We start from the raw sequence: 15789 nt of genomic DNA, 5'->3' as shown, positions 1-15789 counted from the left end.
AGAAACCGTACCCCCCGAGCTCTTAGCCGTCCCGACGTACTTCGACGACACGGAACCGGTTGGCCACGAATGCGCCGTCGGTCAGCGCAGCGTTAGCCGCCGGGTTGCCACCCGACCCGTGGAAGTCCGAGAACGCAGCCGTCTGATTGACGAACACCCCACCCGTCAGGTTCAGCGACAACTGCGCCGCCTCCTCCAGGCAGACCTCCTCGACGGCCTTCTCGACACCCTCGTCCGTGGTGTACGCCCCAACCGTCATCGCCCCCTTCTCCCGCACCGTCCGCCGCAGCAGCTCGACCGCGTCGGACGCCGAGTCGACCGCGACGGCGAAGGAGACGGGCCCGAAGCACTCGCTCATGTAGGCGGCCTCGTCGTCGGGCTTGGCCCCGTCCAGCTTCACGATCACCGGTGTCCGCACGACCGCGTCCGGGAACTCCGGGTTGGTGATCTCCCGTGAGGCGAGGGCGACTTCACCCAGCCCGGCAGCCGCCTCCAGGCGGGCCTTCACGTCCGGGTTGACGATCGCGCCGAGGAGACCGTTCGCGCGGGCGTCGTCGCCCAGGAGGCCGTCCACGGAGCGGGCGAGGTCGGCGACGACCTCGTCGTAGGACTTGGGGCCCTGGTCGGTGGTGATGCCGTCGCGGGGGATCAGCAGGTTCTGCGGGGTGGTGCACATCTGGCCGCTGTACAGGGACAGCGAGAAGGCGAGGTTGGACAGCATGCCCTTGTAGTCGTCGGTCGACTCGACGACGACCGTGTTGACGCCGGCCTTCTCCGTGTAGACCTGCGCCTGGCGGGCGTTGGCCTCCAGCCAGTCGCCGAAACCGGTCGAGCCCGTGTAGTCGATGATCCGGATCTCGGGGCGGGTGGCGAGCGTCTTCGCGATGCCCTCGCCGGGGCGCTCGGCGGCGAGGGCCACCAGGTTCGGGTCGAAGCCGGCTTCGGTGAGCACCTCGCGGGCGATCTGCACGGTGAGCGCGAGCGGCAGTACCGCGCGCGGGTGGGGCTTCACCAGGACCGTGTTGCCGGTGGCGAGGGAAGCGAACAGGCCCGGATAGCCGTTCCACGTCGGGAAGGTGTTGCAGCCGATGACCAGGGCGGTGCCGCGCGGGACCGGTGTGAACTCCTTGTTCATGACGAGCGGGTCGCGCTTGCCCTGGGGCTTGGTCCACTCCGCGACGGCGGGCGTGCGGACCTGCTCGGCGTACGCGTACGCCACTGCCTCCAGACCGCGGTCCTGGGCGTGCGGGCCGCCCGCCTGGAACGCCATCATGAAGGCCTGGCCGCTGGTGTGCATGACCGCGTGGGCGAACTCGTGCGTCCGGTCGCTGATCCGCTTGAGGATCTCGATGGAGACCACGGCACGCGTCTCCGCGCCCGCGTCCCGCCAGGCCCGCTGTCCGGCGCGCATGGCCGGCAGCAGGACGTCGAGGTCGGCGTGCGGGTAGGTCACGCCCAACTCGATGCCGTACGGCGACACTTCGCCGCCCACCCAGTCGTCGGTGCCGGGCTGGCCGAGGTCGAGGCGGGTGCCCAGGAGGGCGTCGAAGGCGACCTTGCCCGCCGCCGCGTCCAGGCTGCCGTGCTCGCCGTAGGCCTTGGGGTGCTCGGGGTGGGGGGACCAGTACGCGCGCGTGCGGATCGCTTCGAGCGCCTGGTCGAGTGTCGGCCGGTGCCGGGCGATCAGCTCTTGCGCGGTCGGTTCGGCGGCCATGCGGGACCAACTCCTCTTCTCAAGAACTCGTCTGCGAGCTCATGACCTGGGCAGGAACAGGGGAAGGATCAGGGGCGGAAACGGGCGGTCAGAGTTAGAGTAACCGAACGATCGGTCGGGACAAGGGGGTCCGCCGCATCTGTGGAAAACCCTGTGCGGGAGGATCGCGGACATGACAGCACTGGACCTCAGCAGCCCCGTGGCCGTCGTCGGCACCGGCACCATGGGCCAGGGCATCGCCCAGGTCGCGCTGACCGCGGGTCACGTCGTACGGCTGTACGACTCCGTTCCGGGGCGGGCCCGGGACGCGACCGAAGCGATCCACGCCCGGCTCGACCGCCTCGTCGAGAAGGACCGGTTCACCGCCGCCGACCGGGACGCCGCACACGCCCGTCTGCTGCCCGCCGAGACCCTCGCCGAGCTCGCGGACTGCACCCTGGTCGTCGAGGCCGTGCTGGAGCGGCTGGACGTCAAACAGCAGCTGATGCGCGACCTGGAGGACATCGTCGGCGAGGACTGTCTGCTCGCCACCAACACCTCGTCCCTCTCGGTGACGGCCATCGGTGCGGCCCTGCGCAACCCCGGCCGCTTCGTGGGCCTGCACTTCTTCAACCCGGCCCCGCTGCTGCCGCTCGTCGAGGTCGTCTCCGGGTTCGCCACCGACGTCACGTCGGCCACGCGCGCGTACGAGATGTCCCGCGCCTGGGGCAAGACCCCCGTCGCCTGCGCGGACACCCCCGGCTTCATCGTCAACCGCATCGCCCGGCCCTTCTACGCCGAGGCCTTCGCGGCCTACGAGGCACAGGCCGCCGACCCGGCCACCATCGACGCGATCCTGCGCGAGTCCGGCGGCTTCAAAATGGGCGCCTTCGAACTGACCGACCTCATCGGCCAGGACGTCAACGAGTCCGTCACGCACTCCGTGTGGCAGTCCTTCTTCCAGGACGTCCGCTTCACGCCCTCGCTCGCCCAGCGCCGCCTGGTCGAGTCCGGCCGCCTCGGCCGCAAGACCGGGCAGGGCTGGTACCACTACGGGGACGACGCCGAGCTGCCCGAGCCGCACACCGCGGAACCGTCCCAGGCGCCCGCCTACGTCGTCGTCGAGGGCGACATGGGCCCCGCCGCCGACCTGGTCGCGCTGATCCGCGAGGCGGGCATCGTCGTCCGCGAGGAGGAAGAGGACCACGGCACCCGCATGGTGCTGCCCGGCGGCGGACAGCTGGCGCTCGCCGACGGACAGACCTCCGTGGAGTTCCGTGACGTCGTCTACTTCGACCTCGCCCTCGACTACCGCAGGGCCGGCCGCATCGCCCTGTCCGCCTCCCAGGACACCGCCTCAGGGACCCTCTCCGAGGCGATCGGCCTCTTCCAGGCGCTCGGCAAGGACGTCAGCGTCATCGGGGACGCCCCCGGGATGATCGTCGCCCGCACGGTCGCCCGGATCGTCGACCTGGCGCACGACGCCGTCGCCAAGGGCGTCGCCACCGAGGAGGACGTCGACACCGCGATGCGCCTTGGTGTCAACTACCCCCTGGGTCCGTTCGAATGGAGCCGCAGGCTCGGCCGCAGCTGGGCCTACGACCTCCTGGACGACCTGCACCTGCGTGATCCGTCGGGACGGTACGCGCCGTCCCTGGCGCTCTACCGCCACGCGTACGCCACCGAGAAGCGGGAGGGCACCCCATGACCACCGCCAAGCGCGACACGTACACCCCTGAGAGCCTGCTCTCCGTCGCCGTCCAGGTCTTCATCGAGCGCGGCTACGACGGCACCTCAATGGAGCACCTCGCCAAAGCGGCCGGCATCTCCAAGTCGTCGATCTACCACCACGTGACCGGCAAGGAGGAGCTGCTGCGCCGCGCGGTGAGCCGTGCCCTGGACGGTCTCTTCGGGATCCTCGACGAGGAGCACGCGCGCGTGGGGCGTGCCGTCGAGCGGCTGGAGTACGTCGTGCGGCGGATGGTCGAGGTGCTGACCTCGGAGCTGCCGTACGTGACGCTGCTGCTGCGGGTGCGCGGCAACACCGACACCGAGCGGTGGGCGCTGGAGCGGCGCCGGGACTTCGACCACCGGGTGGCCGACCTGCTGAAGGCCGCGGCGGCCGACGGCGATCTCCGCGGCGACGTGGAGGTGCGGCTGGCGACCCGGCTCGTCTTCGGGATGATCAACTCCATCGTGGAGTGGTACCGGCCCGACGGACGGGGCATGGGCGAGCGCGAAGTGGCCGACGCGGTGGCCCAGTTGGTGTTCGCCGGACTGCGCGCCCCGCACTGAGCCCGGTCAGCTCTGGGGCTCCAGGTCCTCCTCCTCGAACACCAGCAGGGTGCGTGAACTCAGCACCTCGGGGATGGCCTGGAGTCGGGTGAGCACCAGCTCGCGCAGCGCCCGGTTGTCCGGGGTGTGCACCAGCAGCAGGACGTCGAAGTCGCCGCCCACCAGCGCGATGTGCGATGCGCCCGGCAGCAGCCTCAGCTGCTCGCGGACCGTGCGCCAGGAGTTCTGCACGATCTTCAGGGTGATGTACGCCGACGTGCCCTGACCCGCGCGTTCATGGTCGACCCGGGCACCGAAGCCGCGGATGACGCCGTCCTCGATGAGCCGGTTGATCCGCGCGTAGGCGTTGGCGCGCGACACGTGCACCCGCTCGGCGACGGACCTTATCGACGCGCGGCCGTCCGCCTGGAGCATCTGGAGGATGTCCTGATCGATGGCGTCGAGCGGACGCGGGGGCGGCAGCTCACGTCCCGCCTCCGGGCCGTCGGCCATTTGTTCAGGTGCCATGTCCCCCCGCCTCCCTACCATGGACGTACTGCGTTCATTCCAGGTTGTGGAGAACCGTTTGTCCACAGCCTGGAGCCGCGTGTAGCCAAAATGTGCCGACGACCGAACAATCGGTAGGGAGGCGCCGCACGTCCGAGGCGTCTCTCCGAGCCACTCCCATGAGGAGGTGCCGTCATGACGGTCATGGAGCAGCGGGGCGCGTACCGGCCCACACCGCCGCCCGCCTGGCAGCCGCGCACGGACCCCGCGCCGCTGCTGCCCGACGCCGCGCCCTACCGCGTCCTCGGCACCGAGGCCGCCGCACAGGCCGACCCGGGGCTGCTGCGCCGCCTGTACGCCCAGCTGGTGTCCGGCCGCCGGTACAACGCGCAGGCCACCGCCCTCACCAAGCAGGGCCGACTCGCCGTGTATCCCTCCACCACCGGCCAGGAGGCCTGCGAGGTCGCCGCCGCGCTGGTCCTCCAGGAGCAGGACTGGCTCTTCCCCAGCTACCGCGACACGCTCGCCGCCGTCGCCCGCGGCCTGGACCCCGTGCAGGCCCTCACCCTGCTGCGCGGCGACTGGCACACCGGCTACGACCCGCGCGAGCACCGCATCGCCCCCCTGTGCACCCCCCTCGCCACCCAACTCCCGCACGCCGTCGGTCTCGCCCACGCGGCCCGTCTCAAGGGTGACGACGTGGTCGCGCTCGCCATGGTCGGCGACGGCGGCACCAGCGAGGGCGACTTCCACGAGGCGCTGAACTTCGCCGCCGTCTGGCAGGCCCCGGTCGTCTTCCTGGTCCAGAACAACGGCTTCGCGATCTCCGTCCCGCTCGCCAAGCAGACCGCGGCCCCGTCGCTGGCCCACAAGGCCGTCGGCTACGGCATGCCCGGCCGCCTGGTCGACGGCAACGACGCGGTCGCCGTGCACGAGGTCCTCGCCGACGCCGTACGGCACGCGCGCGAGGGCGGCGGTCCCACGCTCGTCGAGGCGATCACCTACCGCATCGAGGCCCACACCAACGCCGACGACGCGACCCGCTACCGCGGCGACTCCGAGGTCGAGGCCTGGCGGGCGCACGACCCGATCGCCCTCCTGGAGCACGAGCTGACCGAGCGCGGGCTCATCGACGAGGCCGGCATCCGGGCCGCCCGCGACGCCGCCGACGCCATGGCGGCCGAGCTGCGCGCCCACATGAACCAGGACCCGGTCCTCGACCCCATGGACCTGTTCGCCGACGTGTACGCCGAACCCACCCCTCAACTGCGCGAACAGCGCGAACAGTTGGCGGCCGAGCTCGCGGCCGAGCGGGAGGGGACGCACTCATGACCACCGTCGCCCTCAAACCCGCCACCATGGCGCAGGCCCTCACGCGCGCGCTCCGCGACGCCATGGCCGCCGACCCCACCGTGCACGTCATGGGCGAGGACGTCGGCACCCTCGGCGGAGTCTTCCGCGTCACCGACGGCCTGGCGAAGGAGTTCGGCGAGGACCGCTGCACCGACACCCCCCTCGCCGAGGCCGGAATCCTCGGCACGGCCGTCGGCATGGCGATGTACGGCCTGCGCCCGGTCGTCGAGATGCAGTTCGACGCGTTCGCCTACCCGGCCTTCGAGCAACTGATCAGCCATGTCTCCCGCATGCGCAACCGCACGCGTGGGGCGATGCCTCTCCCGATCACCATCCGGGTCCCCTACGGCGGCGGCATCGGCGGCGTCGAGCACCACAGCGACTCCTCCGAGGCCTACTACATGGCGACCCCGGGCCTGCACGTCGTCACCCCCGCGACCGTCGCCGACGCCTACGGCCTGCTGCGCGCCGCGATCGCCTCCGACGACCCGGTCGTCTTCCTGGAGCCCAAGCGCCTGTACTGGTCGAAGGACACCTGGAACCCCGACGAGCCCTCACCCGTTGAACCGATAGGCCGCGCCGTGGTCCGCCGCCCGGGCAGCAGCGCGACACTCCTCACCTACGGCCCCTCCCTCCCCGTCTGCCTCGAAGCCGCCGAGGCGGCCCGGGCCGAGGGCTGGGACCTCGAAGTCGTCGACCTGCGCTCCCTGGTGCCCTTCGACGACGAGACGGTGTGCGCGTCGGTACGGCGGACCGGCCGCGCACTCGTCGTGCACGAGTCGGGCGGCTACGGCGGCCCGGGCGGCGAGATCGCGGCTCGTGTCACGGAGCGCTGCTTCCACCACCTGGAGGCACCGGTGCTGCGCGTCGCCGGGTTCGACATCCCGTATCCGCCGCCGATGCTGGAGCGGCACCACCTGCCCGGCGTCGACCGGATCCTGGACGCCGTGGGACGGCTGCAATGGGAGGCCGACAACTGATGGCACAGGTACTGGAGTTCAGGCTCCCCGACCTCGGCGAGGGCCTCACCGAGGCGGAGATCGTGCGCTGGCTGGTCCAGGTCGGCGATGTCGTCGCCATCGACCAGCCGGTCGTCGAGGTCGAGACGGCCAAGGCGATGGTCGAGGTCCCCTGCCCCTACGGCGGCGTCGTCACGGCCCGCTACGGCGAGGAGGGCACCGAACTGCCCGTCGGCGCCCCGCTGTTGACGGTCGCGGTGGGCGCACCGGCCACCGACACCGAAGCGGAGACCGAGGGCTCGGGGAACGTGCTGGTGGGCTACGGCACGGGGGCGCCTCCCGCGCGGCGGCGCAGGGTCCGGCGCATGGCGGCGGACGTCGTGACCTCGATGGCGGACGCCCCAGACCCAGCCCCGGCCCCCGCCGCCGGGACCGGCAGCCGCAGCGACGGCCCCGTCCCCGTGATCTCGCCCCTCGTACGACGGCTCGCGCGTGAGAACGGCCTGGAACTGCGGGAGTTGACGGGCTCCGGACGGGACGGCCTGATCCTGCGGGCGGACGTCGAGAAGGCGCTCCGCGCGGCGGCGGCCCAGGAGGCGACCGCGCAGGAAGCGGCACTCCTCCCACCGGCGACGCCTCCCACCGCGCCGGCCGCGGCAACGACCACTGCCGACGGAGTCACCCGCACCCCCCTCCGCGGCATACGGGGAGCCGTGGCCGACAAGCTCTCCCGCAGTCGCCGCGAGATCCCCGACGCGACCTGCTGGGTGGACGCCGACGCGACCGAGCTGATGCGTACCCGCGCGGCCATGAACTCCGCCGCCGGGCCCAAGATCTCCGTACTGGCCCTCCTCGCCCGGATCTGCACGGCCGCGCTGGCCCGGTTCCCCGAGCTCAACTCCAGCGTGGACATGGAGGCGAGGGAGGTGGTCCGGTTCGACCGGGTGCACCTCGGCTTCGCCGCGCAGACCGAGCGCGGACTCGTCGTACCCGTCGTGCGGGACGCGGGCGCACGGAACGCGGAGGCGCTGAGCGCGGAGTTCGCCCGGCTCACCGAGGCGGCCCGGGCCGGGACGCTGACCCCCGGGGACCTCACCGGCGGAACCTTCACGCTGAACAACTACGGGGTGTTCGGCGTCGACGGTTCCACACCGATCATCAACCACCCCGAGGCGGCGATGCTCGGGGTCGGCCGGATCGTCCCCAAACCGTGGGTGCACGAGGGCGAGTTGGCGGTGCGCCAGGTCGTGCAACTCTCGCTCACCTTCGACCACCGGGTCTGTGACGGCGGTACGGCGGGCGGTTTCCTGCGGTATGTGGCGGACTGTGTGGAACAGCCGGCGGTGCTGCTGCGCAACCTGTGATCACGGAAGCCCGCACAAGTTCCCTGTGATCAGGGCGGCACGCATACTCGGGGGGTGACCGCGTACGAGCCCCCCGACACCGTACCCGGCGACGCGTACGACGCCGTTGTGCTCGCCGGTGGCGGTGCCCGGCGGCTCGGCGGAGCCGACAAACCCGGGCTGCGGGTGGGCGGCCGGGCCCTCCTCGACCGGGTGCTCACCGCCTGCGCCGGCGCCCGGACCACCGTCGTGGTCGCCGACCCCCGGCCCACCCCTCGGCCGGTGCGCTGGGCGCGCGAGGACCCGCCCGGCGCGGGCCCGGTCGCCGCGCTCGCCGCCGGTCTGCGCCACACCACGGCCGACACCGTCCTGGTCCTCTCCGCCGACCTGCCGTTCCTCGAACCGGCCACCGTACGGCGGCTGTTGACCGCCCTGCGGACCGACGGCACCGAAGGCGCGCTGCTCACCGACGCCGACGGACGCGACCAGCCCCTCGTGGCCGCGTACCGCGCGCAGGCACTCCGCCGCGAGCTGACCGCACTCACCACAGCTGCGTCTATCAGCGGCTCCGCCGCGGGCGGCGGCCTCACCGGGCTGCCCCTGCGCCGACTCACCGCCGCGCTCGAACTCACCCGCGTCCCCGACCCCGTCGCGTCCTTCGACTGCGACACCTGGGACGACCTCGCCATCGCCAGGGCACGCATCAGGGAGCATGGGCACGTGTTGGATGAATGGATTTCCGCAGTCAAGGACGAACTGGGTGTCGACCTGGACGTCGACACCGGCATCCTGCTCGACCTCGCCCGCGACGCCGCGCACGGAGTGGCCAGGCCCGCCGCCCCGCTGACCACCTTCCTGGTCGGCTACGCGGCGGCACAGGGCAAGGGCGGCCCTGAGGCGGTCGCCGAGGCGGCCCGCAAGGCCGCCGCCCTCGCGCTGCGCTGGGCCGACGAGGACACCCCCGACGCCAAGCCGGAGACCCCGTCGAAAGCTCCGTCCGCCCCCGCCCCCGGTCCGGACGCCGCCGGATGACCGCGCGCGGTACGCACACGCACGCCGGCGAGCACGCCCAGGACGTCGAGGACCTCGACGTCGAGGAGGTACTCGCCCTCGTGAACGAAGCCGGCACCGGCGGACACGCCGAGCCCCCGCCGACACCCCAGGGCACGTCTCCGGCCCCCGGCGCACCCCGCGAGCCGGACACCCGTCAGCACAAGGCCACCCCGTGGCCCGAGGCCCGTGCCGTCGCCGCGCGCGCCGCACGGTCCGGCGGCCACCGCGCCCCCGTCTCCGTGCCCCTCGACGCCGCCCTCGGCCTGGTCCTGGCCGCGCCCCTCGTCGCCCTGAGCGACCTGCCCTCGTTCGACACCTCCGCGATGGACGGCTGGGCGGTCGCAGGCCCCGGCCCCTGGGCCGTGCGCGAGGACGGGGTGCTCGCCGGGCACGCGGAGTCGGAGCCGCTCAGCGACGGCGAGGCCGTGCGGATCGCGACCGGTGCGCGGGTCCCCGCCGACACCACCGCCGTCATCCGCAGCGAACACGGCCGCACCGACGACAAGTGCCGGCTGCACGCGGCCCGCGATGTCGGACACGGCCAGGACATCCGCCCGCGCGGCCAGGAGTGCCGCAGCGGCGACCACCTCCTGCCCGGCGGCACCCTGGTGACCCCCGCGGTGCTCGGCCTCGCCGCGGCCGCCGGCTACGACACGCTCACCGCCGTACCCCGCCCCCGGGTCGAAGTCCTCATCCTTGGCGACGAGTTGCTCACCGAGGGGCTGCCTCACGACGGGCTCATCCGGGACGCGCTCGGCCCGATGCTGCCGTCCTGGCTGCGCGCGCTCGGCGCCGAGGTCATCGCGGTCCGCCGGCTCCGCGACGACGAGAAGGCGCTGCACAAGGCGATCACGGCCAGCACCGCCGACCTCGTCATCACCACCGGCGGCACCGCCTCCGGCCCGGTCGACCACGTCCACCCCACCCTGAGCCGGCTCGGCGCCGAACTCCTCGTGGACGGCGTCAAGGTGCGCCCCGGCCACCCCATGCTGCTGGCCCGTATCAAGGACGACCAGCACCTCGTGGGCCTGCCCGGAAACCCGCTCGCCGCGATCTCCGGCCTGCTCACCCTCGCCGAACCGCTGCTGCGGACCCTGTCGGCACACCCCGCCCCGGAGCCGTACGAGCTGCCCCTCCAGGAGGCGGTGCACGGGCACCCGTACGACACCCGGCTCATCCCCGCCGTCCTGCGGGGCGACTCCGCGGTCCCGCTGCACTACAACGGCCCGGCGATGCTGCGAGGGATCGCTGCGGCCGACGCACTCGCGGTCGTACCGCCGGGCGGGGCGCGGCAGGGGCAGCGGACGGAGCTGATCGATCTGCCCTGGGCGGTCGCCGGAATCGGGGTGTGTTTCACGTGAAACAGTCGGGCCATGATGCGATCGCCCGCCAGGCGGACGAACATCTTGTGACCCATCGGGTGAAACTCCCGAAGAAAGTGGTCGAGCACCCCTTCCAGCAGGTCGCCAAACGGCTGTCCATCGCCCTGTGCCTGCTGATCGCGACCGCGCTGATCGTCTATGCCGACCACGACGGCTACAACGACAACTCGGACGGCTCGGTCGACTTCCTCGACGCGCTGTACTACGCCACGGTCACCCTCTCGACCACGGGCTACGGCGACATCACCCCGGTCAGCGACAGCGCCCGGCTCACCAACATCCTCGTCGTCACGCCCCTGCGCGTGCTGTTCCTGATCGTCCTGGTCGGCACCACTCTCGAAGTCCTCACCGAACGCACGCGGGAGGAATGGCGTTTGAACCGCTGGAGGTCCACCTTGCGGGATCACACCGTCGTCGTCGGCTTCGGTACGAAGGGGCGGTCGGCGATCCAGACCGTGTGCGCGACGGGGCTGAAGAAGGAACAGGTCGTCGTGGTCGACCCCAGTGCGAAGGCGATCGAGGCCGCGAGCAGTGACGGGTACGTCGGGGTCGTCGGGGACGCCACCCGCAGCGAGGTCCTGAAGCGCGCCGAGGTGCACAAGGCACGGCAGATCATCATCGCGACCCAGCGCGACGACACGGCCGTGCTGGTGACCCTCACGGCCCGGCAGCTCAACCGCGGCGCGAAGATCGTGGCCGCCGTGCGCGAGGAGGAGAACGCGCCGCTGCTCAAGCAGTCCGGTGCGGACGCCGTCATCACCAGTGCCAGTGCGGCCGGCCGGCTGCTCGGCCTGTCCGTGCTCAGCCCCGCCGCCGGCATGGTCATGGAGGACCTCATCCAGCAGGGCAGCGGGCTCGACATGACCGAACGCCCGGTCATAAAGGCCGAGGTGGGCAAGACTCCCCGAGAGACGGACGACCTGGTGGTGAGCGTCGTACGCGGGCACCGGGTGCTCGGCTACGACGACCCGTCGATCGGCACGCTGCAGCTGACGGACCGGCTCATCACCATCGTGCGGGTCTCACCGGGCTCGCAGATCGCGCCGGACACCCGGCCGCTGCCGGAGTGATCGACCCTCGGCTTTCCATCGTGTGACGAGGAGTAGCGTCGGGCTCATGCATGCGATCACGATTTCCGAACCTGGTGGGCCCGAGGCGCTGGTGTGGGACGAGGTCCCCGATCCGGTGGCCGGCGAGGGCGAGGTCCTGGTCGAGGTGGTGGCCACGGCCGTCAACCGGGCCGACATCATGCAGCGCCAGGGTTTCTACGACCCGCCGCCCGGCGCGTCCCGCTACCCCGGCCTCGAATGCTCCGGCCGGATCACCGAGGTCGGCCCCGGGGTCTCCGGATGGTCGGTCGGCGACGAGGTGTGCGCGCTGCTCGCGGGCGGCGGTTATGCCGAGAAGGTCGCCGTGCCGGCCGGGCAGCTGTTGCCGGTGCCGCAGGGCGTCGACCTCAGGCAGGCCGCCGCGCTGCCCGAGGTGGTCTGCACGGTCTGGTCGAACGTCTTCATGGTCGCCCACCTCCGCCCGGCCGAGACCCTGCTCGTGCACGGTGGCTCCAGCGGGATCGGCACCATGGCGATCCAGCTGGGCAAGGCGGTCGGCGCGAGGGTCGCCGTCACGGCCGGCACCAAGGAGAAGCTGGACTACTGCGCCGAGCTGGGCGCGGATGTCCTCATCAACTACCGCGAGCAGGACTTCGTCGCCGAGGTCGCGCGGGCCACGGAAGGTGGGGGCGCCGACGTCATCCTCGACAACATGGGCGCCAAGTACCTGGACCGCAATGTCCAGGCCCTCGCCGTCAACGGGCGGCTCGCGATCATCGGGCTGCAGGGCGGCATCAAGGCCGAACTCAACATCGCCGCCCTCCTCGGCAAGCGGGCCGCGATCAGCGCGACCTCGCTGCGGGCCCGCCCGCTCGGCGAGAAGGCGGCCATCGTCGCCGCCGTACGCGAGCATGTGTGGCCGCTGATCGCCTCCGGCCAGATCCGTCCGGTCGTCGACCGGGAGCTGCCGATGAACGAGGCGGCGGCAGCGCACCAGGTGGTCGAGGACAGCGGCCACATCGGAAAAGTGCTGCTCGTCGCGCCGTAGGCCGGACGCTCCTCAGCCCCGGCGCACCCGGAGACCGATGAAGGCGAGGCCCAGGCCGAGTCCGATGAGGATCAGGCCGCTGCCCAGCGGCAGGATCCGCAGCACGGGCTCGGTGGGGTCCTCGGCGTGGGCGACGGTCTGGTGCACGGGCTGGAGCGGCGGCGAGGACGGCACGACCGCAGCTTCCTGGGACGGTGACGCGGAGTCGGCGGGCGTCGGAACGGCCGAAGCGCCGTCCTCGTCGGCCGCCGGCTCGGCGGTGTCCCCGTCGTCGGCTCCGTTCTCGTCCTCCTCCGCGCTCGGCCGAGCCGTCCGCCCCGGCCGTTCCCGCCCTTCGCCGGCCTGACTTCCGGCCCGGGAGGGCTCGGCGGGGGCCTGGGCGGGGGCCTGATCGTGGTGATCGGGACCGGAAGCGGGCCTCAGGGCGGAGGAAGCGGTGGCGGAGGCCGACGGAGAAGACGGGGCATGGGGGGCGCCGGACGCGGGTGCACCCCCGGCGCCGCCCACTTCCACGCCGTACGCCAGGACACCCCCGTACGGATTGATCACCGCGCCGGTGCCCAGCACAAGGAGCAGTCCCGCGGTGCGTAGCCATGGAGTCACGGGACAAGCGTCACATCGGGCGGGTTTCCCGGCATTCCGGGTTCGGGCAAACGGTGGATCACCTTACGAGGGGGGCACCACGGTGGTGAGGTGTACGGGTGCGAGAGAATGGCGGCATGGAGATGCCGAGGAACGAAAGGTCACCGGAGAAGCCTCAGATCCTGGTCGTGGGCCAGGACGGGATGGCGCTCGGTGGCACCGGGGACGAGGACTCCCGCGAGATCCCGGTGACGGAGATGGTGGAACAGCCCGCCAAGGTCATGCGGATCGGCAGCATGATCAAGCAGCTCCTGGAGGAGGTGCGTGCGGCTCCTCTCGACGAGGCGAGCCGGGTGCGGCTCAAGGAGATCCACGCCAGCTCGGTGAAGGAGCTGGAGGACGGTCTGGCGCCGGAGCTGGTCGAGGAGCTGGAGCGGCTCTCGCTGCCCTTCACGGACACGGCGATCCCGAGCGACGCGGAACTCCGTATCGCGCAGGCTCAGTTGGTGGGCTGGCTGGAGGGACTCTTCCACGGGATCCAGACCACGCTGTTCGCCCAGCAGATGGCCGCGCGGGCGCAGCTGGAGCAGATGCGCCGGGCGCTGCCGCCGGGTGTCGGTGACGGCGGCGAGGAGGGCCAGCCGGGCGGGGGCCGGGTGGGCGGCCCGTACCTGTAGACACCCCCCACATGTTCAAAGGGCCCGGCAGCGACCGCTGCCGGGCCCTTCCGTGTCACGGGGTCAGGACGGGTTGCCCGTGGAGACGCCCAGCTGGATCTCGGGCATGTCCCTGGGGTCCACGTCCGTGTCGGCCGCCGGGAACTGCTCCATGACCGTGCCCTGGCCGTAGGTGTTCTCGGCCTCGTGCTTGATCTTCACCTTCCAGCCCGCGGCCTGGAGGCAGGACTTGACCGAGTCGATGTACTTGAACTGGAAGTCCGGGACCCGGATCTTGGTGGAGTCGTTGTACGACTCCTCCGGCTCCGTGCACGCGGTCGTCTCGATCGTCTTCGAGGTGTCGCCGTCGCGGTGGCCCTCCACCGCCGTCACCGAACTGCTCGCACTGGAGCCGCCGCCGCTGCCGCCCAGGTCGTCCGAGTTGTTGCCCGCGTTCGCCAGGGCCGCGATCAGCGAGCCGATCGCGATGAGGGCGACGATGATCGCGCCGATGACCACCGGTTTGTTGCTCCGGCCGCCGCCTGCCCCGGGGGTCGGCGTCGGGTGCTGCGGGTTCAGGTTGTACGGCGGCGGGGTCGAGAGGCCCTGCTGCCCGAACCCGACCGAGGCCGGCGTCTGGTAGCCCGGCTGCTGCGGATAGCCGTAGGCGGGCGAGGGCGGCGTGGGCGCCGGAGTGCCGTGGTGGTACGGGCCCGGGTGGTACGGCGTCTGTACCGGGCCGGTGGGCGCCGGGGCCGCCTGGTCGACCGGCGGGAACACCGCGGAGCCGACGCCGGAGCCGCTCTGCGCGGGCGCGCCCGGCACGATGCTCGGGGGCGCCGCGTGCAGCGAGGACGCCACGCGCAGACACTCCTCGCGCATGGACTCGGCGTTCGGGAAGCGCTCGTTCGGGTTCTTCTTCAGCGCGCGGGCGACCAGCGCGTCCACGGCCGGCGGCAGCGAACGGTTGATCGAGGAGGGCGCGACCGGCTCCTCCTGCACATGCGCGTACGCGATGGCCAGCGGCGAGTCCGCGTCGAACGGGAGCCGCCCGGTGACCAGTTGGAACAGCATGATGCCGACCGAGTACAGGTCGCTGCGCGCGTCCACACCGCGGCCGAGCGCCTGCTCCGGGGAGAGGTACTGCGGGGTGCCGACGACCATGCCGGTCTGTGTCATCGAGGTGACCCCGGACTGCATGGCGCGGGCGATGCCGAAGTCCATGACCTTCACGACGCCGCGCTTGGTCATCATCACGTTGCCCGGCTTGATGTCCCGGTGGACCAGGCCCATCTCGTGGCTGATGTCCAGCGCCGCCAGCACGTCCGCGGTGATCTTCAGCGCCTTGTCGGCGGGCATCGCGCCGAACTGCCGTACGTCCTCGTCGAGTACAGAGCCCAGGGGGCGGCCCTCGACGTACTCCATGACGATGTACGGCATCGTCGAGCCGTCGAGCGCGTCCTCGCCGGTGTCGAAGACGGAGACGATGTTGGTGTGCGTGAGCTTGGCCACGGCCTGGGCCTCGCGGCGGAAGCGCTCGCGGAAGGCCTGTTCACGGCCGAGCTCGGTGTGGAGGGTCTTGATCGCGACCTGGCGGTCGAGCACCGAGTCGTAGGCGAGGTGCACCGAGGCCATGCCGCCCTCGCCGAGCAGGTCGCGCAGCTGGTACCGGCCACCCGCCAGCGCGCGCCCCGTATACCGGCCGCGTGGGCCGTCCTGGCTCATGTTCCGTGTCCCCCATCGGCGCCGGCTCGGTGATCGAATGTGCCATTCCCGGCCAAGTCTGCCGGAGGGCACTGACACGTCAAGCGCGGTGCCCGTTCCGTGACCGTACGCGAAAGAAGAGTCGTGGAAGCGTTACAGGTGCTGTACCGGCGGTACACAGAATTT

The 15789-nt window shown here is 71.8% G+C and carries 14 protein-coding genes; 10 read left to right on the top strand and 4 right to left on the bottom strand.

Annotated elements, in window-relative coordinates; all coding sequences use genetic code 11:
• Positions 1–22 precede the first annotated feature (22 nt).
• A complete protein-coding gene (gene paaN, locus ACFXC1_RS26350) occupies positions 23–1714 on the bottom strand; it encodes a phenylacetic acid degradation protein PaaN (protein ID WP_381246441.1) in 1692 nt (563 codons plus the stop codon).
• Between the two features lie 172 nt (positions 1715–1886).
• On the opposite strand from paaN, the gene ACFXC1_RS26345 reads away from it, so the two are divergent.
• Both ACFXC1_RS26345 and ACFXC1_RS26340 read left to right on the top strand, forming a co-directional pair.
• Positions 1887–3401 (top strand): 3-hydroxyacyl-CoA dehydrogenase, encoded by a 1515-nt coding sequence (locus tag ACFXC1_RS26345; protein ID WP_381246438.1) that lies wholly within the window; start codon positions 1887–1889, stop codon positions 3399–3401.
• Positions 3398–3988, top strand: coding sequence for a TetR/AcrR family transcriptional regulator (locus ACFXC1_RS26340; protein WP_359612912.1), 591 nt, complete (start codon positions 3398–3400; stop codon positions 3986–3988). Before ACFXC1_RS26345 ends, ACFXC1_RS26340 begins: the two co-directional genes overlap by 4 nt.
• A 6-nt stretch (positions 3989–3994) precedes the next feature.
• On the opposite strand, the gene ACFXC1_RS26335 is transcribed toward ACFXC1_RS26340, so the two are convergent.
• Positions 3995–4495 carry an Lrp/AsnC family transcriptional regulator gene (locus ACFXC1_RS26335; RefSeq protein ID WP_381246435.1) on the bottom strand — a complete coding sequence of 167 codons (501 nt, stop codon included), beginning with the start codon at positions 4493–4495 and terminating at the stop codon, positions 3995–3997.
• Between the two features lie 174 nt (positions 4496–4669).
• On the opposite strand from ACFXC1_RS26335, the gene pdhA reads away from it, so the two are divergent.
• The 7 genes from pdhA to ACFXC1_RS26300 are packed head-to-tail and all read left to right on the top strand — an operon-like array spanning position 4670 to position 12661.
• Positions 4670–5806, top strand: a complete 1137-nt coding sequence (pdhA, locus tag ACFXC1_RS26330) for a pyruvate dehydrogenase (acetyl-transferring) E1 component subunit alpha (RefSeq protein WP_381246432.1) — start codon at positions 4670–4672, stop codon at positions 5804–5806.
• Positions 5803–6807, top strand: coding sequence for an alpha-ketoacid dehydrogenase subunit beta (locus ACFXC1_RS26325; protein WP_381246430.1), 1005 nt, complete (start codon positions 5803–5805; stop codon positions 6805–6807). The genes pdhA and ACFXC1_RS26325 overlap by 4 nt, the downstream gene beginning before the upstream one ends.
• Positions 6807–8150, top strand: coding sequence for a dihydrolipoamide acetyltransferase family protein (locus tag ACFXC1_RS26320; RefSeq protein WP_381246427.1), 1344 nt, complete (start codon positions 6807–6809; stop codon positions 8148–8150). Before ACFXC1_RS26325 ends, ACFXC1_RS26320 begins: the two co-directional genes overlap by 1 nt.
• A 54-nt stretch (positions 8151–8204) precedes the next feature.
• On the top strand, positions 8205–9161 hold the full coding sequence (locus ACFXC1_RS26315; RefSeq protein WP_381246424.1) for an NTP transferase domain-containing protein: 957 nt from the start codon (positions 8205–8207) through the stop codon (positions 9159–9161).
• Positions 9158–10543 (top strand): molybdopterin molybdotransferase MoeA, encoded by a 1386-nt coding sequence (locus tag ACFXC1_RS26310; protein ID WP_381246422.1) that lies wholly within the window; start codon positions 9158–9160, stop codon positions 10541–10543. Before ACFXC1_RS26315 ends, ACFXC1_RS26310 begins: the two co-directional genes overlap by 4 nt.
• Positions 10540–11634 (top strand): potassium channel family protein, encoded by a 1095-nt coding sequence (locus ACFXC1_RS26305; protein WP_381246419.1) that lies wholly within the window; start codon positions 10540–10542, stop codon positions 11632–11634. The genes ACFXC1_RS26310 and ACFXC1_RS26305 overlap by 4 nt, the downstream gene beginning before the upstream one ends.
• A 46-nt stretch (positions 11635–11680) precedes the next feature.
• Positions 11681–12661, top strand: coding sequence for an NAD(P)H-quinone oxidoreductase (locus tag ACFXC1_RS26300; RefSeq protein ID WP_381246416.1), 981 nt, complete (start codon positions 11681–11683; stop codon positions 12659–12661).
• A 12-nt stretch (positions 12662–12673) separates the two neighbouring features.
• Here ACFXC1_RS26300 and ACFXC1_RS26295 read toward each other — a convergent pair whose 3' ends face one another.
• The gene (locus tag ACFXC1_RS26295; RefSeq protein WP_381246414.1) at positions 12674–13264 is read right to left on the bottom strand and encodes a hypothetical protein; all 591 of its coding nucleotides are present in this window, start codon (positions 13262–13264) and stop codon (positions 12674–12676) included.
• A 116-nt stretch (positions 13265–13380) separates the two neighbouring features.
• Here ACFXC1_RS26295 and ACFXC1_RS26290 point away from each other — a divergent pair, with 116 nt between their 5' ends.
• Positions 13381–13920, top strand: a complete 540-nt coding sequence (locus ACFXC1_RS26290; RefSeq protein ID WP_019073519.1) for a bacterial proteasome activator family protein — start codon at positions 13381–13383, stop codon at positions 13918–13920.
• Positions 13921–13983: 63 nt separating this feature from the next.
• Here ACFXC1_RS26290 and ACFXC1_RS26285 read toward each other — a convergent pair whose 3' ends face one another.
• Positions 13984–15624 carry a protein kinase domain-containing protein gene (locus ACFXC1_RS26285; protein ID WP_381246410.1) on the bottom strand — a complete coding sequence of 547 codons (1641 nt, stop codon included), beginning with the start codon at positions 15622–15624 and terminating at the stop codon, positions 13984–13986.
• Between the last annotated feature and the right edge of the window lie 165 nt (positions 15625–15789).

The organism is Streptomyces hokutonensis, from assembly GCF_042751305.1.
GTDB classification, from domain to species: domain Bacteria; phylum Actinomycetota; class Actinomycetes; order Streptomycetales; family Streptomycetaceae; genus Streptomyces; species Streptomyces hokutonensis_A.
The sequence above is the reverse complement of the archived record's forward strand: the minus strand, read 5'-3'. Positions and strand labels throughout refer to the sequence as shown.